Source organism: Actinokineospora cianjurensis, from assembly GCF_003663795.1.
Taxonomy (GTDB): Bacteria; Actinomycetota; Actinomycetes; order Mycobacteriales; family Pseudonocardiaceae; genus Actinokineospora; species Actinokineospora terrae.
Map to the genome: position 1 here is coordinate 257,394 of NZ_RCDD01000006.1, position 23,484 is coordinate 280,877.

The following is a 23,484-nucleotide window of genomic DNA, read 5'->3' on the forward strand; positions in this document are numbered from 1 at the left end:
CACCCCCACGGTAGCCACCCACCCCACCACAGTGGATCACGGACCCGCTCCCGTGCGCCTGCCACTGCGGCTGTTCGCGACCGAGTTGGCGACCACCACGGTCATCCTGTCGCGCGCGGTCTCTGCACGCTCCAACGACCCGGCCACCTCTCCGCTGGACCGGCACCTGGTGCCGTGACTCCACGTCACCTGCCGCGACGGCACGGCGAGCTCGGGGCACCGGTACTCCGCGAACTCCGGCGGTGGTGCGAACTCCTGCGGTGGTGCGGACTCGGGCGGGTGCTCGGTCACGGCGACTCCACTTCGGTCACGGGCCGACCACTCCTGGCATGCCTCGGTTGATCACCGTGGATCACCCGGCGCGCCCTGGGCTCCGGCGAGACGTCGACTGCTCGGTCGCCGCGCGGCGACCCGGGGTGACAGGGCTGCTCCGGGGCGGCGGGCCCGCGTGGTGCAGGGGATCGGGGTCACGGGTCGTCGCGGTCGAGGGTGGTGCCGTCCCAGGTGGTGTGGGTGCAGGCGACGCCGTGGCCGGATTTGGGGCGCAGGACGTCGTAGATGTGCATGCGGGGGATGCGGTCGGACACCCCCCAGCCGCTCGGCCAGGTGATGACCCAGTCCATGTCCAGGTCGACCAGCAGTTCCAGCATCCGGGCGATGGTGGGGTCGTCGAGGCGTTCGAACGCCTCGTCGAGCAGCACCAGCCGCAGCGGGGACATCGTGCTGGCCAGGCCGGCGGAGATGGCGCCGTAGAACGCGGCGGCGGCGGCGAACAGGGTCACGTACGAGATCAGCCGGGTCTCGCCGGAGGAGAGTTGGCGCAGGCGGCGCGAGCGCGGTTTGCCGTCCGGGCCGGTGTCGCGGACGCGGACGGTGAACGCGAACCACGACCGGTAGTCCAGCGCCCGCGCCAGGATCTCGGTGTAGCCGCCGGTGGCACTGTCGCGTTCGGACTCGATGCGCTCGGTGAACACCTGCTGCAGCCGGGCGTCCTGCTCCTCGGTGCGCTGCGCGAAGGGCACCCGCAGCAGCCGCAGCGCCTCCAGGGTGGACTCGTCCAGCCACGCGGCGGGCTGCCAGTCGAGCCGCACGTGCACGCCCTGGCTGGACCGGGCGGTGTCGAGCACCTCGTTCATCCGCCTGGTCAGGTCCTCGGCGACGGCGATCTGCGCCGAGAGCCGCTCGGCCAGTTCCCGCACCAGGTGCAGGGCGAAGATCCCCTGGTACTGCTCGGTCAGGAACCCGCGCCGCTCGGCCAGCCGACCCGCCACCCGCCGGGCAGCGACGGCGACCGGGGCCGGGCCTTCCTCAGCGGACACCACCACGGTGAGGATCCCGGCGTGCCGCTCCGGGAGCACGTTGTGCGTCCCGGCCAGCGACGACTGCAGGTTCTGCAGCTTGCCCAGCACGTTCTCCTCGCTGGGCAGCCGCTTGGACTCGGCCACCGCGGTCGCCAGCAGGTCCCAGGCGTCCGCGTCGTCGGCAGGCCGGTCCTCGTCGACCGCCGCGGGCCACACGCCGGGGGCGGCCAACGCTTCGGCAAACGCTTGCGCCGCTGCTGAGGCCGCTGACCGCTTGCCGTCGATCTCCGCGCCCCTGGTGTCGAGCAGCGTCTGCGTCTTCACCACCTGGTTGGACAGCTCACCCGCGGTCCGCCGCGATTCCGGTAGCGCCACCCGCGCCTCGCGGCGGGACCGTTCCAGCTCGCCCAGCTGCCGCGCGACCTCTTCGGCCGCGCCGCCGACCGCCGCCGTCAACTCCGCCAGGGCCGCCGCCTCGCGGTGGAACGCGACGCACTTGTCGTCGGCCACCCGCTCGGCGGTCTCCCGGTCGTCGACCGCCGCGTTGTGGTCGTGCAACGCCTCGACCAGGTCGCGCACCGTCCCGACGCAGCGCTTGGCCAGGGCGTCCCGCAGGCTCTCCGCCGACCCGCGCGCCTGCGTGGCCGCTCTGTGGGCGTGCCGCAGCGCCTCGGTGTCGGCGGTCAACCCCGCCGCGCCCGCGTCCTGCGCCAGCCCGGTCTCCATCGCGCGGACCCGGCCCTCGGCGGCCACGTGCTCGGACCGCCGCCGCTCCGCCTTCGTCGCCGCGTCCGCCGCCTGCCGCCCGGCCTGCTCCGCGGTGACCCGCGCGCCGATCAGCTCCCGGTCGTCGGGGAACGCGTCGAGGTGCCGGTCCCACCCCTCCACCGTCCGCGACCGCTCCCGCAGCTCCGACTCCGCCACCGCGAGCTCGGTGTGCAGCTCCTCCAGCGCCCCCGCCAACTCCGCGATGGCCCGCTGCCGCGCCGCTTCCCGAGCCCCAGCCCCCACGAACTCCGCGTCCGGCTTGCCGCCAACGCCGCGCAGCACCCCGGCCCGCCACCGCCCGTCCGCCCACACCGCGAGCCCGTCGTACTCCTCGCCGAACGACACGGACGCCAACAACCCCGCCACCACCTCGGCAGGCACCGGCCCACCAGGCTCCACCGCGGGCACCAACACCCCGCCCAACGACGACGGCGCCACCCCGGCCACAGTCGCCAAGATCCCCGCCACCACCCCAGCGGGTACGGCCGCCTCGCCGCGGCTGCGCGCGGCCGCGGATGTCCGCGCCGCGCCAGTGGCCGGAATCCCGGCCACCTTGTCCGCTGCGTCGCCGATGACGGCAGACGAAGTCGCTGACCCGACAGCCGCGCCAGCGGCCAGGATCCCCGCCGCTGTGCCCGCCGTGTCGCTCACGCCGCTGGATGCCGATTGGTCTCGGCCGACCGCAGGCGCTGACACGGCGTTCCGCGACACCGCGGCGCCTGCCACAGTCGCGGATCCCGGTCCGCCGAGCTCGGTTCCGGGGCCCGATGCCCCGCTTGCGGCCGGGATTCCGTTCGCCGCGCCCGGTGCGTCGCCGATTCCGCCGTCTGGGCGGACCCAGGCCGTCAGCAGGCCGGAGCCCTGGAGAGCGGCTTCGAGGCCCGCGCGTTCGGTGTCGGTCAGACCTGCGAAGTCCACCAGGCGGTAGAACGGGGCTCCGGGACCCTGTTCCACCAATCCCGGCGGGGCGGCGTCGACGCCCTTGCGCAGTTCGATCAAGCGCCGCTCGGCTGACTTCACCCGGCCGATGAGGTCGTCGACCGACTGCCTGGCCGCCGCGACCCGTTGGCGTAGGCCGGTCAGGTGCGGTGCGGCCCATTTGCGCGCGGCGTCCCTGGCCTGGCGGGTCGATTCGGGGCCGGTCAGGACCGCGTCGGCGGCGGGTGGGCGTGGGGGGCGCGCGGCGTGGTCGTCGGCGAAGGGGCCCGCGGTAATCCACGCGGTGGTCTTCTCGCGCCAGACCTCGGCGGCCACGGTGAAGCGTTGGCGGGCCTCGTTGCGCCACCCGGCCGACTCGGTCGCCTCGATCTGGGCGTCGCGGGCCTTGGCCTGGAGCTTGTCCAGTTCCTGCCGGTCCGCGTCCAGCGACATCGCGCGGTCGTGCAGCGACATCGCCAGGGCGGCCCGCTGCGCCACGACGCTCGCCAGGTCGCCCGCGCGCCCGGCCGCCTCGGCCAGTACGGCGGACAGCTCGTCCGGCGCGACCGGCGGTGGCGTGCGGCGCTCGATGGCCAGCGGTTCGGCCTCCGGGTCCGGCTTGGCCCGTACCTGGCCGGTCTCGGTCCCCGGCACCGGCTCCGGCGCGGACGGCACCGACGGGCACAGCGCGGGATCGAGGCCCGCCGCGGCCACGGCGTCCGAAGTGGACAGCGCGAGTTCGGCCGCGTCCTCGATGTCACCGCCAAGCCTGCGCAGCACGGTTAGCACTGTCTCGACCGCTCGGTCGGCGTGGTTGCGCTGCACCCCAGCGTTATCCAGAGCCGCGCCGGCTGCCTCACGCGTGCGCTCGACCAACTTCTCCCGGTCCTGCAAGTCCCGCAGACCCTGGTACGCAGGCAATGACTTCAGCGAGTCGATGCTGTTTTCAAGTTCGAGGTCGCGCTCCTCTAGTACGCGAACCCGCTCCTCAGCCTCTGCGTGCTTCTCAGCGTCAACGACCAGCCGCTGCTCTAGTTTCCGGATCTCGCCGTGCGCACTATCCAACGTCTTAGTCGCGGCCTGCGCTCTACCGCCAGCCGCGTGCAAGGCGCCGAGGGCGTAACCGGAGTACGTGGCCAGGAACGCGCTCATAGCCGTATCGGCCGCGCCGAGCCTGCCGATGTTCTCCCGGATCGACTCCAGGTCCTCGAACGACGTCGCCAACTGCTCGACCACGCCCGCGTCCAATGGCGGCAACGCGTCGGTGAGGATCTGCTCCAGTTGGCCGTCCTGCACCTTCAACCCGATGTCCGGGTTACGCAGAGTCCGCTGAAGGTGCAAGAGGTCCCCATAGCGACCACCGGGCACGCCGTAGACCGTCTCGGCTACCTTCGCGCGGAACGCGGCCTCGTCGTAGACCCTGTCCGCGCCGATGACCTCCCTCAACGCAGCTGGCCCCAACGGGACGCGGTCAGCGGAAGCGAGCTGGAAATGCGTCCCTACCCGCGATGGGGTCACGAACCGCCAGGAGTCGCTGATCTGCTGCGACGTCGCCGACGCCTTCACCCCGATGCCGCACGTCAGGTACTCGTCGGCACCCTTGGCCGTAGTGCGGTGCAGCTCGATCCACGCGTAACCGATCCGGTTAGGCCCACCGTCGTAGTCGTCGAGCATGAGGCGGCGGATCGACACAGTGCCCGCGCCCTTGGACCCCAGGTACCGCAGGTCACCGTCAAGACACAGCGGTAGCAACAACTCCAGGGTGCGTGACTTACCGGACCCGTTGGTGCCCTGGAAGATCGCCCGCCCACCGGAGAAGTCGAAGGTCTGCTCCCGGTACTGCCAGATGTTGACGATCCCGCCCCGGTGCAGCCGCCACCGACCCACCTCAGGCGCACGGTCGACCACGAGCCCCTCGACATCGGCAGCGTCAACCCCGACGGGGTCAACCCCGGCAGCGTCAACCCCAACGGCGCGAATCCCAACAGCGCCAACCCCGGCAGCGTCGCCCGCGAGCGGGCCCACCCCGTTCGCGGCCTGCTCGACCCGGTCCTGCTCGGTCACCGAACCCCCTCCTCGTCGAACAGCGACCACCCCGGCTCCGGCGGCACCTCGGACACGGCCACCGGGCGCCCCGGCGAGTCGTCCGGCTGCGGCAGCCACCGGTGCGCGGCCGGACTGATCAGCCACCCGTCGCCGTCCGGCACCGCCAGCGTCAGGCGCGTCAACAGGTCCGTCACGTCGTCGGCGAGCGCGGCGACGTCGTCGGTCGCCTGGCGCGACCAGGCCGCCGGGTAGTCCGCGACCAGGTTGCCGCACACCTCCAGCAGCCGCGCGCGGCTGACCGGAACCCGCCCGTCCGGCCGGTACGGCACCTCGCCGTCGTCGGACACCAGGTCGCTCTGGTCCACCAGTTCCGGCAGCGCGAGCAGGGTCACCCTGGCCACCGTGCCGGTCGACGGGAACACCACGTCGGTCAGGTACTCCTCGGGGTCGGTCACCGCCACCCCCTCGGCCCGGATCTCGGTGACCAGCCCGAAGCAGCGCTCCAGCACCACCGACTCCCGCCGCTGGTGGCGCAGCAGCCACTCGGCCTGCTCCGGCGGCAGGTCCGCGTGCAGCGTCACCGGGTTCTCCACCAGCCGCCGCCGCACCGCGTGCTCGACGCCGAGCCGACCGGGCGCCGAGGCCAGCTCCACCAGCTCATCCGCGCCGGTCGCTTCCGCCAGCGGGCCCGCCAGCAGCTGCCCGAGCAGGTCGGTGTGGATGGTGATCAGCGCCTCCGCCGGGGTCTCGGAGATCAACCCGGCCACGGTGCCGTCGGTCTCGGTGATCACGCCGAGCGCGATCAGGTGCCGCAGCGCCGCCGTCAGCGCCCGCCGGTCGCCGACGTCGTCGACAACGTCGATACCTGCCTCTGACGCCGCACCCCGGACATCGGCCACCAGGCGCGAAAGCAGTACCTGACGCCCGACACCGGTCAACGCCGCCATGGTCAGGCAGACGTATGCGTAGCCGCGAGGCGTCAGGCTTGACTCGCCTCGGGTGTGGTCGTCACCAGGGCCGCTCTTGTAGAGCCGAGCGAACCGGCGTTCCACCACGAGCCGGTACCCGAGCAGGCTCGCGAACATCTCCTGGAGAGAGATCCGGTACCGGTAGACCAAAGGAAGCAGATCGCCGTCAGGTCCACCTGGGCGCAAGAGCGGGTGCCGCAGCAAGACCTTCGCGCAGCGGGCGACGTTGGACGCGTCGATGTCGGACAGGTCGCCGAGGACGTCAGGACGAGACTTAACGGCCACCGCGACCCCTCGTTTCCACCCGGGAGATCCCGACCACGGTGTCGCGCAAGGTCAAGGTGCCCGACGTGCTCCGGATCCGCGTGATCTGCCCTACCTGCGGAGTTAGCGTCAACGCCAACCCCCGAACCTGGTCGGTCGCGGATCCCGGATCGGACGCCCCCTCGCGCTGCGCCATGGCCAACGTCAACAGCTCGCACAACGCGCGCAGAGCCTCGCCCGACAGCGTTGCCTCGTCGAGGTTCACGGCCGCCGCGGCCAGCTCAGCCGCCGCCGCCTCCCGCTGCTCATCGGCTTCCCGAGCCTGCGCCAGCAGCCCCTGCTCGGTGATCGGGTCGTCCATGATCCGCGACGTCCGCCCGCGCGCGCCCCGGTCACCGCGCCCGCGCACGCTGACCGACACGTCGATGGCCGGTCCGTCGCGCCACGGGGTGTGCTCGTCGTCGCCGTCGTGCTCGGGGGCGGGCAGCAGGTTCCGCGCCGAGTGCAGCCCGAACGCCGCCGCGTACACCGCGTGCGCCCGCTTGGGCGTGGCCGCGTCCAACCAGCCCGCGAGCCGAACCAGCTCCGCGCGCCTGCTCGGCAGCAGCCCGCCGCCGGTGGTCGCGCGCCGCACGGTCGCCAGCAGCGCCCCGATCGCCCTGGTCGTGGCCTCACGCAGGGCCGTGACCTGCGACGGGTTACCTGGCCGGTCGACGAACCAGTCGGTCAAATCCTGCCAGTCAGCCTCACCGCGGCCCCGGGTGCGCTCGACCGCCGCGCCCAGCTGATCGGCGGGCCGCAGCAACCGCAGCAGCTCGGCGCGGGACCGGGCAAGCGCGGATAGCGCTGTCGCGATCGCAGGGGTGTGCCGCAGCACGTCCTCCACGACCAGCTGGATGTACTCGACCAGCAGGTTGCGGAAACCCGCGATCTCCTCCGGTGCCAAGTGGTGCCGGGTCAGGATCTGGCCGAGGTAGGCGTAGAAGTCGCGGACCGTGGCCGCCAGCTCCGCGTGCTGCAGGAACAGGGTGGTGACCCGCTCGGCCAGCTGTTCGCGGGCACGGCGCGCGGGCAGGGAACCCGGATCGCGCTGACCGCGGGCCACGGCGACGGCCAACGCCTCACCCAGCTCACCGAGGCCGCGCTCGATCGCGGGCAGCAGCTCGCGGGACACCTCGCGGGCGCCCTCGGGGACCCGCAGCAGCTCGTCGACGTCGCGCTGCACCCGGACGGCCAGCTTCGACACCTGGTAGCGCATGGAGCCCTGCTGGAACTCCGCGATGCTGGCCGCGATCGTCTCCCGGCGGCCGTGCACCAGGTTGCCCCACTCGACCAGCTGCCGCAGCCGCGGGATCACCACGTCGATGTGCGACTCGCCGATGTCGATGCGCCCATCGCGCTCGGCACCGGCCAACGCGCTCGACACCTCGCCTGCGGACAGGTCCGCCAGCAGCGTCGAGGTGAACAGCCGCATGATCGCGAGGTAGGTGTGGTGGTGCTCACGGGGTTGCAGGTAGGCGTAGAGCTGGAGCCTGCTCGCCGCCTCCAGGCTGGCCTCCCCCTGCTCGTCATCCACGGCGGGCCACGATAGCCCGACCGGCCGACAGCCGCGCACCCCGGCCGCCCCGGCGCGATACGGTTCGCCCGCCAGGGGGATGAACCGACCGGGAGGCAGCCAGTGTCCGCGGCACGCGCGTTCGGCCTGCTCCTGGGGGTCGCGGCCGACGCGGCGCTCGGTGATCCCCGGCGGTGGCACCCCGTGGCCGGGTTCGGTCAGCTCGCCCAACGCTTGGAGCGGGTCGTCCACCGCGACAACCGAGCCGCGGGCGTGGTCTACACGGCCGTGCTCGCGGGTGGGGCAGTTGCTCTAGGCGCTGCCGTCGAGAGGTCACGTAATCCGATCGTGCGGATCGTGGGGACTGCCGCAGCGACGTGGGTGGTGCTCGGCGGTCGTTCACTAGCGGCCGAGGGCTGGGCTATCGGGGCGCGGTTGAGCGCTGACGACATCGCGGGTGCACGCGAGCGGTTGCCCAACCTGTGCGGGCGGGACCCATCAACCTTGGATAGCGCTGGCCTGGCTCGTGCGACAGTTGAGTCCATCGCTGAGAACACCTCTGACGCCGTAGTGGCGCCGTTGCTGTGGGGGGCTGTCGCCGGGGTGCCTGGGCTGCTCGGGTACCGCGCGGTCAACACCATGGACGCGATGGTCGGCCACAAGTCGCCCCGGTACCTGCGGTTCGGTTGGGCCTCAGCGCGGCTGGACGACGTGGCGAACCTCGTTCCCGCTCGGCTCGCGGCAGCGCTCACAGTCGTCGCTGCGCCTGCCGTCAAAGGGGACCGTCGGCGCGCGCGGGAGGCATGGAAGCGGGACGCGGGGGCTCATCCGAGTCCTAATGCCGGGCAGGTCGAGGCTGCGTTTGCCGGTGCGCTCGGCGTCCAGCTAGGTGGCCGGACCGAGTACTCCTACGGCGTTGAAGACCGGCCGGTGTTGGGGGAGGGGCGCGCACCTGACGCCACCGACGTGGCACGCGCGGTGACACTGTCTCGCTTGGTCGGCTTTCTCACGGCCGGTGTGGCCGCGCTGATCACGCTGAAGCGGCGCGCTCCCGGGCCTCGTCCTCGGCGAGGATCTCGGACACTGACTTCCGCCTGGGCTTGTGCTCCCTCTCCGCGAGAGTCCCGCCGGGCTTGATCTCGCGCCACGTGAAGTAGATGAGCCCGAGTAGGGCCATCGCACCGAACGCGATCCACTGCAGTGCGTAAGACAGAAACGGTCCTGCCTCTAGCTGCGGTAGCGGCAGCACGCCGAGCACGCCTGGCGAGCCCTCTTCGAGCTGCACGTAACCCGGCCGGATGTCGAGACTGGCCGCGCGCCCGACTACAGCGGGGTCGACCGCATAGACCTGACGGTGACCGTCTTCCTCGAACGCCGCCCGGTCGGTCGATTCGCCAAGCCGCACCCGCGCGAGCAGATTGACCTGACCGGTCGGGGCCTCGGCATAGTCGGGGACGCTCACGCCTTCGGCCGGACGCACATAGCCCCGGTCGACGAGGACGATGCTGCCGTCGGTCAGCCGGAACGGGGTCAACACCTCGAAGGCGGCGTTGCCCTGGACAGTCCTGAGCCGCGCTAGAGCCTCGCCACCGGCCAGGTAGGTGCCAGCGAGGGTGACGCGTCGCCACTGGTCGGGCGGGACCGAGCCGATCGGGGCCGGGGGAGCGTCGAACGAGTCCTGCACGGCGGTGTTCGTGGCCTTGCGCTCGTCGTGCCGGTGGAACTGCCACGGAGCGAGCAAGGTGAAGCAGGTCACGGCGAACGCCACCACGACGAGGGCCAGCATCAGCCAGCTGGGACGAAGCAGCAGTTTCAACCGCACCCCACCACGGTAGGCCAGGGTCATGCCCGTAGCGCCGCCTGGGCTGCGGCTACAGCCTGCCGGGCATAGCCCGAGCCGAACAGGACAGTGTGTACGAGCAGCGGGAACAGTTGGTGCAAGGGAACTCGCGCCTGCCATCCGTCGGCTAGAGGCCGGTGTTCGTCATAGGCGGCGATGACCCTGTCCAGGTGCGGGCAGCCGAAGAGGGCGAGCATGGCCAGGTCGGTCTCGCGGTGGCCGCCGTGCGCGGCGGGATCGATCAGCCACGCCTGCCGCGCCCACACAACGTTGCCGCTCCACAGGTCGCCGTGCAGGCGGGCGGGCGGTTCGTGCGGGACGTCGATCCGACCGCACAACGTTTCGATCGTGGACACACCGTCCCGATCGATGAGCTGACGGTCAGCAGCGTTGCGCAGGTAGGGCGCGATGCGATCGGTGACGTACCAGTGCGCCCACTCGGGGCTCGGCACGCACCGCATCGGCGCGAGACCGATCCACGCCTGCTCGGGCCCTGTCGATGCGCCATAGGCCGGTGCACCGGCCGCGTGCAGGTCCGCGATGCGACGACCGAGGTCCTCCGCCGCAACGGTGCTCGGCGCCGACGGCTCGATCTGCTCCATGATCAGCCACCGGTCGTCGTGCGCGCGGACGTCCGGGACGGCGACCGCGCCCGGTTCGGCCAGCCACCGCAGCCCGGCGACCTCGGCGTCGACGGCCCCCTGGCGCGGGTCGTACTTGGCCACCACCAGGTCGCCGTCCTCGGTGTCGACCTCGAAGACGTGGTCGGCCAGCGGGTGCACCCCGGTCGGCGTCAACCCGGTGAGCTCGGCGACGGCGGCGGCCGGGTTCAGTTCGCCAGCACCCACTGCACCAACCCGGGGCAGGCGGCCTCGACCATGGCCAACACCTGGTCGAACCCGTCCGGGCCGCCGTAGTAGGGGTCCGGAATGTCAAGATCCGTCTCGGCGGCGGGGTCGAAAACGCGGAACAATGTCACGCGTTCGGGGTCAGCCACCCTGGCGCGCAACGCCCGCGCGTGCCCGGTGTCCATCGCGACGAGCAGGTCGGCGTCGAGGTGGTCGGCACCAACCTGCGCCGCCACGTGCGCCGTCGGGTAACCGTGCCTGGCCAGCACCCGCGCGGTCCTCGGGTCGGCAGCGTCACCGACGTGCCAGCCGTCCGTGCCCGCGCTGGTCACCCGCACCCGGTCGGCCAACCCGGCCCGGCGCAGGTGCTCGCCGAACACGAGCGCGGCCATCGGGGACCGGCAGATGTTCCCGGTACAGACGAAGCAGATGTGCACGCGGCCAGGGTAAGAGGAAGGGAACCCCCCGTGGACAACCCGTGGTGGACCGTCGACCCGACCACCGCCCCACCCCACACCCTCGACCGCCTCCTCCTCGCGGTCGAGCACCACATCACCCTCCGCACCTCCCCCAACGACCTAGCCCGCCGCCGAGCCCACCACTGGCTCCACGCCAACGACCTCTCCACCCTCGCCGACCCACCCCACTGACTTCCCCGCCTGCCCCACGCCGAGACCCAGTCTTGCTCTATTTCCGCAGGTAGAAGCGTTTACCTGGCCTTCGTTTTCACCCGACTCAGCGACAGAAGTTATCCACATCCCGATCTTGGAACCCCCTGTCCCAAGATCGCTTGTCGGGGGGTACCGATAGACTGGCACAGGGACGCCCCCCGGAGTGGGTGGGGGCTGGGCAGGGTCGGGACCGCGCGCGCGAAGCGGTTGCGGTGGGCGTCGGGTGGGGGTAGCGGCGCCCGGTGGGACTGCCTGGGGGCGGTAGGCGGACCGGTCTCAGTGGGGACGCTTGGGTGCGGTAGGACGAACCGATGCTCCTGGTTACCCGAGTCGGTCCTGGTGGAGGCGTTAGGCGAGTACGCGAGTCGGTCCTGGTGGGGGTGCCTAGGTGGGCGCGCGAGCTGGTTTGGTGGGGTGGCGGTACGTGGCCGGGGTTGCTCGCGTGCGGTAGCGACCCGGTGGCTGGTGGGCAAACAGGCAGTTGGGGTGCTTGAGCACGGCGGGCGAGCCGGTCTCGATGGGGGCCGCTTGGGTGCGAGCACGCGAGTCGGGCCTGGTGGGGTGGCCGCAGTGGGTGACACGCGGCGGCCGAGGCAGGGGTGGACGCCGAAGGGGCGGCAGTGGGTGGGGTGCCCGACGGCGCGGTGGCGAGACGTGCGGGGTACTGGCAGCCAGGGTGCGGTAGATCAGTGCGCTTGGGTGTGGTGGGCGGACGGTTGCTGGTGGAGGTCGCCTGGGTTCGGTGGGGGAGTTCGCCTTGGTGAGCGGTGGGGACGCCTGGGTGCGGTACGCGAGTCGGTTCTGGTGGGTAAGGGTGCGTCGCGTGGTGGGTTGTCCGGTGGCTGGCGGGGGTGATCGCTTGGCGTCGGTGCTGGGGAGCGGGGCCGCTAGATGTGGGACGGGTGTGGGTGGGGGTGGGTGGGCGGCTTAGGATTGGGGGGATGACCAGGGATGACTTGCTTCGGCACCACGGTGATGTGGATGCCGTCCCGGGGTTGGTGGACTTCGCGGTCAATGTGCGTGGGGGGCGGCCCCCCGAGTGGTTGCGGGAGCGGTTGGTCCAGGCGTTGGACCGGGTGGGGGTGTACCCGTCGGCGGCTGAGGACCGCAGGGCCAGGGAGGCCGTCGCGGCGCGGCACGGGTGTGATGCCGACGCGGTGATGGTGCTCAACGGGTCCGCGGAGGGGTTCTCGCTGGTTCCGCGGGTTGTCCACAGCCTGGCCGCGGTTGTGCATCCGTCGTTCACCGAGCCCGAGGTCGCGTTGCGCAGCGCCGGGGTGCCGGTGCACCGCGTGCTCCTCGACCAGGCCGACGGTTTCCTGCTCCACCCCGACCGCGTCCCCAGGGACGCCGACCTGGTCGTCGTCGGCAACCCCACGAACCCCACCTCGACCCTGCACCCCGCCGACACCATCCGGGAACTCGCCCAGGACCGCACCGTCCTCGTCGACGAGGCGTTCATGGACGCCGTCCCCGGTGAACCCGAGACCCTCGCCGGCGAGCCGAACACCCTGGTCTTTCGCAGCCTCACCAAGACCTGGGCCCTGCCCGGCCTGCGCGCCGGCTACGTCATCGGCCACCCCGACCTGCTCGCCGAGCTCGCCAGGAACCGTCCACAGTGGCCGGTCGGTACGCTCACCCTGGAAGCCGTCACCGCCTGCTGCGAGGCGCCAGCGCTGGCCGAGTCCGAGATCGCCGCCCTCGACGCCGCCGCGCACCGGGAGGCGCTCCAGGCCGAGCTGGGAGACTTCGTGCTCGGCGACCCGGTGGCGCCGTTCCTGCTGGTCGAGGTGCCCGCCGGCGAGCGGATCCGGCACGCGTTGCGCGAGCGGGGGTTCGCGGTCCGCCGGGGCGACACCTTCCCCGGGCTCGGGCCCGACCACCTGCGCCTCGCGGTCCGGTCGCCGCGCGAGTGCGCGCCGCTGGTGGCCGCACTCAAGGCCGAGTTGGAGGTTCGATCATGAGCACCGTCGCCGACGTGGTCCGGGTCCTGGAGGCCGCGTACCCGCCAGGGCTCGCCGAGAGCTGGGACGCCGTCGGGCTCGTCTGCGGCGACCCGGCCGACGCCGTGACGAGGGTGCTCGTCTGCGTCGACCCCACCGAGTCCACAGTGGACGAGGCGATCGAGACCGGCGCGGAGGTCGTCGTCGCCCACCACCCGCTGCTGCTGCGCGGCGTGCACGGCGTCCCCGCCGACACCCCCAAGGGCGCGCTCGTGCACCGGCTGATCCGCGCGGGCATCGCCCTGTTCTGCGCGCACACCAACGCCGACGCCGCCGATCCCGGTGTCTCCGACGCCCTCGCCGACGCGCTGGGCATCACCGTCACCGGACCGCTCACCCCCAACCCCGACGGCCGCACCGGCATCGGCAGGCTCGGTGAGCTCGCCGAGCCGGAACCGCTCGCGCGGTTCGTCGAGCGCGTCGCCCGGGCGCTGCCGCACACCGAGGGCGGTGTCCGGGCCGCGGGCGACCCGCGGCGGTGGATCAAGCGCGTCGCGGTGTCCGGTGGCGCGGGCGACTCCTACCTGGCGACCGCGACCGCCGCCGGGGTCGACGCCTTCGTGACCGCCGACCTGCGCCACCACCCCGCCGCCGAGCACCTCGCCGTCCCCGGTGCCCCCGCGCTGGTCGACGTGGCGCACTGGGCCAGCGAGTGGCCGTGGTGCGGCCAGGCGGCGGGGATCTTGCGCACCGGCCTCGGCGGTACCGTCACCGTCGACGTCTCCAGCCGCCGCACCGACCCCTGGACCACCCAGGCCGCTTGCGAGCCGAACCGAACCGGGAGGTTCACCGGGTGAAAGCCGATCCCGCTGTCCAGCGCCGCCTGCTCGACCTCGCCGAGGTCGACGCCGAACTCTCGCGGGTGCGCCACCGGCGCACCGCCATGCCGGAGCTGGCCGAGATCACCGCGGCCGAGACCGCCGTCCGCGCCCGCCGCGACGCCGGGGTGGCCGTGCGCACCCAGCTCGACGACCTCGACCGCGAGGCGGCCAGGCAGGAGAAGGAGATCGACGCGGTCCGGGCCCGCGAGGACCGCGACCGCAAGCTGCTGCAGGGCGGCACCATCGGCGCCAAGCAGCTGGCCGACCTCGAGCACGAGCTGCACTCCTTGGAGCGCAGGCAGAGCGTCCTGGAGGACGACCTGCTGGAGCTGATGGAGCGCCGCGAGGCCGTCGAGCTCGACGTCAAGCACGCCGAGGTGGAGCTCGCCAAGGCCGAGCACGTGCTCGCCGAGGCGACCCACCGCCGCGACGAGAACCTGGCCGACCTCGACACCGTCGACGCCCGCCGCGCCGCCGAGCGGGCCAAGATCCTGCCCGGCCTGCCGTCGGACCTGCTCGCCTTCTACGAGCGCCGGGTCGCCCAGGGCCGCATCGGGGCCGCGCTGCTGCGGGCCCGCCGCTGCGGCGCGTGCAGGCTGGAGCTCGACAGCCGGGAGATCTCCCGCATCCGCGAGACCGCCGCCACCGAGGTGGTCGAGTGCGAGGAGTGCGGCGCGATCATGGTGCGCACCGCGGAGTCCGGCCTGTGAGGGTGCGGGTCGAGGCCGACGGCGGGTCGCGGGGCAACCCGGGACCGGCGGGCTTCGGCGCGGTGGTCCGGGACGCGGCCACCGGCGAGGTGCTGGCCGAGCGGGCCGAGGCGATCGGGGTGGCGACCAACAACGTCGCCGAGTACCGGGGTCTCATCGCCGCGCTGGCCGCCGCGGCCGAGGTGGGCGCGGACGTGGTCGAGGTCGCGATGGACTCCAAGCTGGTCGTCGAGCAGATGTCGGGCCGCTGGCAGGTCAAGCACCCGTCGATGAAGCCGCTGGCGCGCGAGGCGGGGGAGCTGGCCGCCCGGTTCGAGCACGTGACGTACACGTGGATCCCGCGCGAGCGCAACCAGTACGCCGACCGGCTGGCCAACCAGGCCATGGACGAGCAGGCGGGCGGCGCCAAGGCGGAACCGGCGCGGCCGGTCGGCTCCGAGAACCGCACCCCGCCGACCTCGTGGTCGGGGGCCACCGGCGCGCCGACCAAGATCCTGTTGTTGCGGCACGGGCAGACCCCGATGTCGGTGGACCGCCGCTACTCCGGCCGCGGCGACGTCGACCTGACCGAGCTGGGCGCCTCCCAGGCGGCGGCCGCCGGTCGCCGGATCGCCAAGCTGGACGGTGTCGACGCGGACACCCCCATCCTCGCCTCGCCGCTGGCCCGCACCGCCGCGACGGCGGCCGCCGTCGCCGCCGAGACCGGTGGCCGGGTGCGCACCCACAGCGGGCTGCTGGAGACCGACTTCGGCCGCTGGGAGGGCCTGACCTTCACCGAGGCCGCCGAACGCGACCAGGACCTGCACCGCCGCTGGCTGTCCGACACCTCGGTCACCGCGCCGGGCGGGGAGAGCTTCGACGCCGTGCACCGCAGGGTCACCGAGGTGCGCGACGAGCTGGTGGAGGAGTTCGCGGGCCGCACCGTGCTGGTGGTCAGCCACGTCACGCCCATCAAGTCGTTGCTGCGCCTGGGTTTGGACGTGGGGCCGTCGCTGCTGTTCCGGCTGCACCTCGACCTGGCGTCGCTGTCGATCGTCGAGTTCTACCCCGACGGCAACGCCTCCGTGCGCCTGGTCAACGACATCTCGCATTTGTGACACTCTCCCCCGCCACCCGCCCCCACATCCCCGCCCGGCATGGTTCCCGGCTTGGCGGGGGACGTTCCGGCGTCGTTCCCGGCTTGGCGGGGACGCTCTGGCATCGTCGCCCTGCTTTGTCCTCGGCTTGGCGGGGACGTCCTCCGTCCGACTCGGTGGTCAGCCCGTGAGGGGGACCAGCGGGACCACGGCGGGTCGCCTGCGCCGCACGGTCTCGGAGAACCCGGTGAGCACCTCGCCGAGCGCGGCGGCCGCGAGCGGGCGCACGTGCGAGCCCTCGTGCTCGTCGGCGATCATCTGGTCGAGCACGAAGTGCCCGGCGAGCACCTTGGTGGCGCCCATGGCGAACAGCAGCGGCCGCAGCACGCCGTCGATGGCCACCAGGTGCCCCTGGGTGCCGCCGGTGGCCAGCGGCAGGATCGCCTTGCCTGCCAGGGTGCCGGACGGCAGCAGGTCCAGCAGCGACTTCACCAGCCCGCTGTAGGCGGCGCGGTAGACCGGGCTGGCCACCACGATGCCGTCCGCGGCGGCGACCTCGTCGATGGCCGCGGCGATGGCCGGGTCGGCGGTGTCCTCGGCCAGCAGCGCCACCGTGGGCAGGTCGCGCACGCTCAGCAGCCGCGTCCGGTCGCCGAGCCCGCGCAGCTCGTCGGACACGTGCCGCACGAGCACGCCCGCGCGGGCGGACGGCGACGGGCTGCCGGAGATGATCAGGATGGTGCCCACGGGATCCCCCTGTGGTCGGCGGGTCGGTGACGGGGTGTGTCAGCGACGACAACCGCCGCCCGCGAGGAGCAGGAAGTCCACGTGCCTGCGCCGGGTGAGAACTCGGTCACCGGACATACCCGCAGTAGATCAGTCCAGGTCGGGAGGGCTCAACGGCGTCCACGCCATGGGACGTGCGGACCGCTGGGTGGACCCCTCTATCCTTGTGCCGCGGGCGAGTCGACCGGGCGGCCGCGGCGGTGCGCGAGCACCGACGAGGAAAGTCCGGACTCCGCAGGGCAGGGTGGTTGCTAACGGCAACCCGAGGTGACTCGCGGGACAGTGCCACAGAGAAGAGACCGCCCGGCCTCACGGCTGGGTAAGGGTGAAACGGTGGTGTAAGAGACCACCAGCACCCCGGGTGACCGGGGTGGCTAGGTAAACCCCACCCGGAGCAAGGCCAAGAAGGGGTCGTGAGACCCCTGCGCAGACGTTCGAGGGCTGCCCGCCCGAGTCTGCGGGTAGGCCGCACGAGCCTGCCGGCAACGGTAGGTCTAGATGGATGGTCGCCGCCCGAGACGCGGGTCTCGGGATACAGGATCCGGCTTAAACGTCGGCTCGCCCGCCCCTGTAGACCAAACGGTCGCCTACACCGATTGGAGTAGTTCCGCACGCGCCGCGCCGGGAAATTCGCTGTGAATTGCGTCACTCTCGGTGGTCGATGATCGCGCGTGCGGGTGAACCGGCCCCCGGACTAGGAAAATCGGGTGGTCGTGGGTCCTGACCGGCCCCGCCAGGATGATGATGGTGTGGTCAGATGGCAGCCGGACGGGACAGAGGAGGGCCACCGGCCTCTACGGAACGCATCCTGCTAGCTACCGTTAGTAATGACAACGATGTGCCGGTCGTGCTGTACTCGACTGGCACCGCACAGACCTGTCGCGCGGCAGCACGGCGCCCCGACGCTTTCCGCGCACTTGGGAGATCGAGATGACTAGCCCGACCATCGCCGCCCTCTTCGACCTCGCCCAGCAGCAGCAGCCACCGCAGACCGACATCGACACCGGCAACCTGCGCACCTGGATCCTCGACAACATCATCCCGCTGCTGCTGCTGGTGGTCGCGCTCCTGCTGCTCTGGCTCGGCGGCGGCAAGGGGGACAACGCGGGCGTGATGCGCAGGCTCGGCGGTGTGATCGTCGCGCTCGCCATCGTCGGCCTCGCGGTGACCAACGCCGGTGAGGGCATCGGCCGCTGGCTCGCCGGTCTGTTCACCGGCTGACCAGGCGCGGGGAACTCACGTGCGGATACGCACCGACGACGAGGTCTACCGGGTCGACGCCGTGTGGCTCGGCCCGCCCAAGGCCACCTTCCCGTTCCGCGCGCGGTACGTGGCCTGGGGGGTCGGCACCGTTGTCTTCCTGCTGGCGCTGACCGTGCTGCGCAACCTCGGGGTCGGCCTGTTCTGGTCGTTCGCCTGGGGGCTGGTCGCCACCATCGGGCTGACCATGGTCATCTGCTCCAGGATCAGCCACGAGCGCCCGCTCGGCGCGGTGCTCACCATGTGGGTCCGCGAGCTCAACAGCCCGCGCGAGACCACCTCCGGCAACGGGGGCGCGGTCAGCGCGGCCGGTGTGCGCGTGCGCCCCGAGTTACCCCGCCGGGACCGACGCGGCCCCGACCGCCGTCGCGCCAAGACTGCCCGTAGGGCCGAAGAAGCCCGTCGCCGCGCCAGGGTCGCGCGCACGGCCAACCCGCCCGCGGCACCCAGCAAGGCCGGTTACGCCAGGAACACGAGGAACAGGGAGGGCAGCGGTGTTCGGACGCCGTAAGCGCGAGCGGGACACCCTCGCGCCCTATCCGGCGGGCCAGCCGCACGACCGCGTGCCCCAACCGGGGCGCACCCGGCACAGCGCGCGCTACGAACAGGCCCAGGCACCGCGCAAGGCGGGCAAACGGCTGCCCGGCGAGGCCGCCATGCCCAGCTACACCCCCGAGATCGCGGCCAGGACCATCGACGGGCACCTGCTGCGCACCGGCACCGACGTCTACGCCTGGTACCGGCTCGCCCCGCAGCGCTGGTCGTTCCGCTCCGACTCGCAACGCCAGGACCTCGTCGCCGCCATCGCGGGCCAGTACGCCGAGCTGGCTGGCCGGTGGCTGCACCTGCGGGTCACCACCCGGCCGTACCCGATCCGGATGTGGGCCGAGGCGCACGTGCACAACGCGGTCAACCGGCTGCCGGACGTGCCGGGCGCGTTGAGCTTCGACGACTACCTCATCGGTGAGCAGCAGCAGCTCCTCGGCCGCTCCATGGCGGAGAAGGAGGTCTACCTGGGTGTCCAGGTGCAGACCCGCAACGTGGTCGACCGGGCTGTCGAGCGCGCGGCACCGTTGCTGCGCAAGGTGTTCCCCGACGCGGTGGACGCCGAGCTGCTGGCCATCGAGAGCGAGGTCGAGCACCTCGACCAGGTGATCGGCTCGGCCGGTCTGGAGGGCCGCCCGGCGACCGCCGAGGAGATGTCCTGGCTGATGCACCGGTCGTGCTCGCTCGGGCTCCCCGCGCCGCGCAACATGCCCGCCGTGCCCGGCGCCGCCTGGGAACCGGAAGACCTGGCGAGCTTCACCGACGCCGCCGACTTCCACCAGGACCCGTACTCCCCGACCGTGACCGTCCGCGGCCGCACCGGCTCCAACGCGGGCGTCACCCGGCACGTGACCGTGCTGACCGTCGGCATGATGCACGGCCTGCAGATCCCCGAGATCGACGACCCGTGGGTGCAGCGCAGCGACCGGCTGCCCGCCTCCGTCGAGTGGTCCGCGCGGCTGTACGTGCGCAAGCCGGAGGAGGTCTCCGGCGAGCTGCAGCGGCAGATGAACAAGGTCCGCTCGCAGGTCAAGCACTACACCGACGAGCACGAGCTGGAGCCGCCGCAGTCGCTGGCGCGGCAGGCGAGCCGGGTGCTGGAGATCGACGACGAGATGACGTCGGGCTTCACCGCGCTGGCCACCCGGGTGCGCTCGTGGTGGCGGCTCGCGGTGTCCGGCCCGACCGAGCGCGACGCGCTGCGCCTGGCCCAGCAGCTGCTGGACCTCTACAAGCCGAAGGTCGCCATCGAGCACCCCGAGGCGCAGTACGCGATGGCGCGCGAGTTCATCCCCGGTGAGCCGTTGGCCTCTAGCGCCTACCTGCGCCGTGGTTCCGTTGTGTGGGCCGCTTCCGCTGTGCCTACCGCGACCGCGGAGGTCGGCGACCGGCGCGGCATCCTGCTCGGCGAGACCTGCACCGCGACCCGGCGCCCGGTGGCGTGGGACCCGTGGATGGCCCAGGAGATCCGCGACGGCTCCGGGCTGACCGCGATGGTCGCCGGCCTCGGCGGCGGCAAGTCCTTCCTCGGCGGCGGCATCGTCTACAAGACGCTGCGGGCCGGGGCGCACTGGACGATCCTCGACCCGTCCGGCCCGCTGGCCCGGCTCTGCGACCTGCCGGAGCTGCGGCCCTACGCGCGGCCGATCAACCTGCTCAACGCCCAGGCGGGCATCCTCAACCCGTACCGGGTGGTGGCCGAGCCCAAGATCGACCACTTCCTGGACGAGGAGGACCCGGAGCGCGCGTGGCGCCGGGAGAAGGCGCTGGCCGCCGCGACCCGCCGCCGCCTGGTGCTCGACGTGCTCACCGGCCTGCTGCCCTACGAGGTGGCCAGGCTGCCGCAGAGCCGGATCGTGCTGCTGCGCGCCGTGCGCACCGTCGGCGGCCGGGTCGACGCCGACCCGAGCCTGGTGTTCGAGGCGCTGCGCCGCGACGCCAGCGAGCACCACGAGCACGCCGTCGTGGTCGCCGACTTCCTCGACGAGATGAAGGAGCGGATGTCGCTGCTCATCCCCGAGCGCGGCGCTGACCCCTACGACGAGCAGCGCGACGACCGGATGACCGTGCTGACCATGGCGGGCCTGACCCTGCCCAAGGACGGCGTCGGCCGCGAGCACTGGACCGACGCCGAGGCGCTCGGCGTGGAGATGCTCAACCTGGCCGCCTGGCTCACCCAGCGCTCGATCTACGACAAGCCCAAGGACATGCGCAAGGGCGTCTGGATCGACGAGGCGTTCTTCCTCTCCGAGGTGCCCACCGGCCGGGTGCTGATGAACCGCTTCGCCCGCGACTCCCGCAAGTGGAACGTCCGGGTCCTGCTGTCCTCGCAGATCCCGGCCGACTTCCTCAAGATCCAGGGCTTCGTGACGCTGCTGGACTCGGTGTTCATCGGCCGCCTCGACGACGACGCCGCTCAGGCGGACGCGTTGCGGCTGCTCAAGGTCCCGATCGGCGCGGGCTACGAGCAGGTGGTCGCCAGCCTCGGCCGCAGGCCGGGCGCGCACCGCGGCATGACCGAGCGCGACACCTCGCCGCGGCAGTTCATCTTCGGCGACGGCGCGGGCGGTGTGGAGCGCATCCGGGTCGACCTGTCCGGCGAGCACCTCAACCACCTGCGCACCGTCATGGACACCACCCCGGACGCGCAGCGCGAGGTCGGCCGCCAGGTCGTCGAGCCGCAGCAGATCCCGGCGCCGACCCCGCCGAGCGAGTACGAGTTCGAGCCGCTGGACGGGTCGGCGACCGACGAGGAGTTCGAGCGGGCCGCGGAGTTCGAACTCGGCCTCACCGAGGAGGACTTCATCGGCGAGCCGGTGCCCGGCGGTGGCGGGGACGAGCCAGGGGGCGGTAAGAAGCGCGGTCGCGAGGACGCGGCATGAGTACCGGTGCGGACCCTGTCCGCGGCGTTGTCCGGTTGGCTAAGTTGATCAAGCTAGTGCCCGGTTGCCCGAGCCCGGCGAGGTTGGTGGACGTCACATGATCACGCTCCTGGTGGTGGCCGCCGCCACGCTGCTCCTCGCGGCGCGGCGGCGGAGGAGACAACGCGGCACGGCGATGTCGCGCCGGTCCTGGTCGATGGTGGCCGTGATCGGCGTGGTGGCGCTGCAGGCGGTCATCGGCAGCCCGGCGCTGGCGCAGGCCAACGACTCCTGCGTGCCCAACCCGGAGCGCCCCGGCGCGGGGATGGTCGGCGCGATCGACCCGCCCCAGGGCAACGGCGAGGCCGACAGCCCGTACCTGGTCTACGGGTTCGCGGGCATGGTCTGGCACGTCTACGACGAGTCCTGCGGTGGTCTCGTGCCAGCCGGGGTGAGCGACCCGGGCGCCACGATCGACAACTGGGCTGGCAACGAGCTGTTCAACATGGCGAAGAACATCGTCGGCGCCACGAACTCGTTGCACTACACGCTGATGACCGGCGGTGTCCTCGGCGGGCTCAACGAGCAGATCGGCAAGGCCGCCGACTCCGTCTTCGACAACATCTACACCCAGCTGTTCAGCATCTTCATGCTGCTGCTGGCCATCCTGCTGTTCCGCCAGATCTGGAAGGGCGACCTGGCCACGGTCAGCAAACGCGCGCTGTTCGCGTTCGCGGGCATGTGGTTGGCGGCGTCATCGATGGTCCTGGTGGCCAACTACGACCGCGTCGACGACCTGATCGTGCGCACCACCACCGGCATCCAGGGCGGCTTCGTCGACCCGGAGGAAGACCGGGTGGTGCGCCACATCCTGCCGACCGACCTGCACAACAAGGTCATCTACGAGAACTGGCTGCGCGGCGAGTTCGGCAGCCCCGACTCCCCGCAGGCCCGCGACTTCGGCCGCAAACTGCTCGACGCGCAGGCGTGGACCCGCGACGACCTGGTGACCGGCCGCGACGCCGACAACGCCGCCGAGCAGGCGAAGAAGAACGAGTACAAGACGATCGCCACCCAGCTCGGCCCGGCGACCGGCTACTTCAAGGGCACCGACGGCTCCAGGACCGGCGCGGGCGTGCTCGCCCTGTTCCAGTCGATCGTCTACTCGCTGTTCCAGCTCTTCGCCAAGCTCGCCGTGCTGCTGGCCCAGCTGCTGCTGCGCCTGCTGGCGCTGGCCGCGCCGGTGATCGGCCTGGTCGCGCTGATCCACCACGACATCCTGCGCAAGGTCGGCCGCGCGGTCGGCGCCGTGGTGCTCAACGTGCTGGTGCTGGCGATGCTGGCGGGCATCCACTTCAAGTTCCTTGAGCTGATCTTCTCCCCGGAGGCCAAGCTCTCGCTGCTGACCCAGATGCTGCTCGCGGCCATCGTCACCCTGGTGTTCTTCCTGGTCGGCCGCCCCGCGCGGCGGATGTGGCAGATGCTGGAGCTGTCGGTGGGCGCCGCGGGCGCGTCGATGCCGGGCGCGGGCGCGGGGATCTTCTCCCGGTTCCGCCGCAACAAGCACGAGGGCCCGACCCCGCAGGACAACTTCTGGGAGCAGGTCCGCGAGGGCGAGGCCGGGGAGTCCGCCGAGGCGGGCGCGGCGGCCAGGACCAGCGGCCGAAGGCCACGACCCGAGGCGAGCAACCCGGTCACCGTGCACGCCGAGCGGATGGACCTGCGTCGCGCCAGGGCCGCCATCGATGGGTCGAGGCCGCGCCTGGAGTCCGGCCGATCGGGCGGGTGGGGCGGACCGGGCGGCGGCGGGCCGGACGACCCGCCCGACGGACCTGGCGGGTCCGGCGGGCCCTTCGGGTCCGGCGGCCCCCGCGGGCCTGGCGGGCCAGGTGGGCCGGGCGGATCAGACGGGTCAGGCGGTGGCGGCAGGCTAGGGCTGGGGCCCGGCCAGTCCAGCCGCACGGTCGACACCCCGCCCGCCTCCGACCGCGGCTGGGACCGCGGTGATGAGGCCGTGGTGATCCCGTCGATGGTGTCGAGCAGGCGCGGCGAGTACGAGGCGCCGGTGGAGGCCCAGCCGAACCCGACCCCCCGGGTCGCCGATGTCGAGATGGTGGCTGGCAGGCCCGTGCACGTGGTCTACCGGCCCTCGCGCGGCCTCGAGGTCGCCGACAACCAGCCACCGCGCCGGATGCCGCTCAACAGCGGGCCGCGCGAGACCGACGCCGTGGTGAGGTGACCC

General features: G+C 72.3%; 18 protein-coding genes and 1 other RNA gene. 11 read left to right on the plus strand and 8 right to left on the minus strand.

What is annotated here, in order from left to right; genetic code table 11:
• Window positions 1-36: 36 nt before the first annotated feature.
• From CLV68_RS33540 to CLV68_RS28430, 4 genes are all read right to left on the minus strand, one after another.
• Window positions 37-291: a hypothetical protein gene (locus CLV68_RS33540; RefSeq protein ID WP_147460196.1), complete on the minus strand. Its 255-nt coding sequence runs from the start codon at window positions 289-291 to the stop codon at window positions 37-39.
• A gap of 176 nt (window positions 292-467) precedes the next feature.
• Window positions 468-5,051 (minus strand): SbcC/MukB-like Walker B domain-containing protein, encoded by a 4,584-nt coding sequence (locus CLV68_RS35475; RefSeq protein WP_246010150.1) that lies wholly within the window; start codon window positions 5,049-5,051, stop codon window positions 468-470.
• Window positions 5,048-6,286 (minus strand): TIGR02678 family protein, encoded by a 1,239-nt coding sequence (locus tag CLV68_RS28425; protein WP_121393962.1) that lies wholly within the window; start codon window positions 6,284-6,286, stop codon window positions 5,048-5,050. Before CLV68_RS28425 ends, CLV68_RS35475 begins: the two co-directional genes overlap by 4 nt.
• Window positions 6,276-8,021, minus strand: a complete 1,746-nt coding sequence (locus tag CLV68_RS28430; RefSeq protein ID WP_246010151.1) for a DUF2397 domain-containing protein — start codon at window positions 8,019-8,021, stop codon at window positions 6,276-6,278. Before CLV68_RS28430 ends, CLV68_RS28425 begins: the two co-directional genes overlap by 11 nt.
• Here CLV68_RS28430 and CLV68_RS28435 point away from each other — a divergent pair.
• Window positions 7,944-8,957 carry a cobalamin biosynthesis protein gene (locus tag CLV68_RS28435; RefSeq protein ID WP_121393963.1) on the plus strand — a complete coding sequence of 338 codons (1,014 nt, stop codon included), beginning with the start codon at window positions 7,944-7,946 and terminating at the stop codon, window positions 8,955-8,957. The genes CLV68_RS28430 and CLV68_RS28435 overlap by 78 nt on opposite strands.
• Here CLV68_RS28435 and CLV68_RS28440 read toward each other — a convergent pair.
• From CLV68_RS28440 to CLV68_RS28450, 3 genes are read right to left on the minus strand one after another with little or no spacing between them, the layout of a single operon-like run.
• Window positions 8,851-9,642: an SURF1 family cytochrome oxidase biogenesis protein gene (locus CLV68_RS28440; RefSeq protein ID WP_211346794.1), complete on the minus strand. Its 792-nt coding sequence runs from the start codon at window positions 9,640-9,642 to the stop codon at window positions 8,851-8,853. The genes CLV68_RS28435 and CLV68_RS28440 overlap by 107 nt on opposite strands.
• A gap of 20 nt (window positions 9,643-9,662) precedes the next feature.
• A complete protein-coding gene (locus CLV68_RS28445) occupies window positions 9,663-10,508 on the minus strand; it encodes a fructosamine kinase family protein (protein WP_121393965.1) in 846 nt (281 codons plus the stop codon).
• A complete protein-coding gene (locus CLV68_RS28450; protein WP_121393966.1) occupies window positions 10,490-10,945 on the minus strand; it encodes a low molecular weight protein-tyrosine-phosphatase in 456 nt (151 codons plus the stop codon). Before CLV68_RS28450 ends, CLV68_RS28445 begins: the two co-directional genes overlap by 19 nt.
• Before the next feature lie 30 nt (window positions 10,946-10,975).
• On the opposite strand from CLV68_RS28450, the gene CLV68_RS28455 reads away from it, so the two are divergent.
• The 5 genes from CLV68_RS28455 to CLV68_RS28475 all read left to right on the plus strand — a co-directional run bounded on the left by CLV68_RS28455 (window position 10,976) and on the right by CLV68_RS28475 (window position 15,810).
• Window positions 10,976-11,158, plus strand: coding sequence for a hypothetical protein (locus CLV68_RS28455; RefSeq protein WP_121393967.1), 183 nt, complete (start codon window positions 10,976-10,978; stop codon window positions 11,156-11,158).
• A gap of 962 nt (window positions 11,159-12,120) precedes the next feature.
• Window positions 12,121-13,143, plus strand: a complete 1,023-nt coding sequence (cobC, locus tag CLV68_RS28460) for an Rv2231c family histidinol phosphate aminotransferase CobC (protein WP_121393968.1) — start codon at window positions 12,121-12,123, stop codon at window positions 13,141-13,143.
• Entirely contained in the window at window positions 13,140-13,979 is an 840-nt protein-coding gene (locus tag CLV68_RS28465; protein WP_121393970.1) for a Nif3-like dinuclear metal center hexameric protein, read from the plus strand. The genes cobC and CLV68_RS28465 overlap by 4 nt, the downstream gene beginning before the upstream one ends.
• Entirely contained in the window at window positions 13,976-14,713 is a 738-nt protein-coding gene (locus CLV68_RS28470; RefSeq protein WP_121393972.1) for a zinc ribbon domain-containing protein, read from the plus strand. The genes CLV68_RS28465 and CLV68_RS28470 overlap by 4 nt, the downstream gene beginning before the upstream one ends.
• Window positions 14,714-14,715: 2 nt before the next feature.
• Complete coding sequence (locus CLV68_RS28475) at window positions 14,716-15,810, plus strand: bifunctional RNase H/acid phosphatase (RefSeq protein ID WP_121393974.1); 1,095 nt, start codon at window positions 14,716-14,718, stop codon at window positions 15,808-15,810.
• Window positions 15,811-15,969: 159 nt separating this feature from the next.
• Here CLV68_RS28475 and ssuE read toward each other — a convergent pair whose 3' ends face one another.
• Complete coding sequence (ssuE, locus tag CLV68_RS28480) at window positions 15,970-16,536, minus strand: NADPH-dependent FMN reductase (protein ID WP_121393975.1); 567 nt, start codon at window positions 16,534-16,536, stop codon at window positions 15,970-15,972.
• 215 nt (window positions 16,537-16,751) lie between these two features.
• Here ssuE and rnpB point away from each other — a divergent pair.
• The 5 genes from rnpB to CLV68_RS34310 all read left to right on the plus strand — a co-directional run bounded on the left by rnpB (window position 16,752) and on the right by CLV68_RS34310 (window position 23,481).
• An RNA gene (rnpB, locus tag CLV68_RS28485) (RNase P RNA component class A) lies at window positions 16,752-17,140 on the plus strand.
• Between the two features lie 365 nt (window positions 17,141-17,505).
• Window positions 17,506-17,796 (plus strand): hypothetical protein, encoded by a 291-nt coding sequence (locus CLV68_RS28490; RefSeq protein WP_245782706.1) that lies wholly within the window; start codon window positions 17,506-17,508, stop codon window positions 17,794-17,796.
• Window positions 17,797-17,815: 19 nt separating this feature from the next.
• Window positions 17,816-18,346: a hypothetical protein gene (locus CLV68_RS28495; protein WP_121393977.1), complete on the plus strand. Its 531-nt coding sequence runs from the start codon at window positions 17,816-17,818 to the stop codon at window positions 18,344-18,346.
• A 127-nt stretch (window positions 18,347-18,473) separates the two neighbouring features.
• Window positions 18,474-21,263, plus strand: a complete 2,790-nt coding sequence (locus tag CLV68_RS28500; protein ID WP_425454887.1) for an ATP-binding protein — start codon at window positions 18,474-18,476, stop codon at window positions 21,261-21,263.
• Window positions 21,264-21,360: 97 nt separating this feature from the next.
• Complete coding sequence (locus tag CLV68_RS34310; protein ID WP_170224639.1) at window positions 21,361-23,481, plus strand: magnesium transporter; 2,121 nt, start codon at window positions 21,361-21,363, stop codon at window positions 23,479-23,481.
• The last annotated feature ends 3 nt before the right edge of the window (window positions 23,482-23,484 follow it).

Excerpts from the sequence above, each read along its gene's own strand:
- cobC (WP_121393968.1), top strand. The coding sequence starts at position 12,121 with ATGACCAGGGATGACTTGCTTCGGCACCACGGTGATGTGGATGCCGTC.
- CLV68_RS28465 (WP_121393970.1), top strand. The coding sequence starts at position 13,140 with ATGAGCACCGTCGCCGACGTGGTCCGGGTCCTGGAGGCCGCGTACCCG.
- CLV68_RS28490 (WP_245782706.1), top strand. The coding sequence starts at position 17,506 with ATGACTAGCCCGACCATCGCCGCCCTCTTCGACCTCGCCCAGCAGCAG.
- CLV68_RS34310 (WP_170224639.1), top strand. The coding sequence starts at position 21,361 with ATGATCACGCTCCTGGTGGTGGCCGCCGCCACGCTGCTCCTCGCGGCG.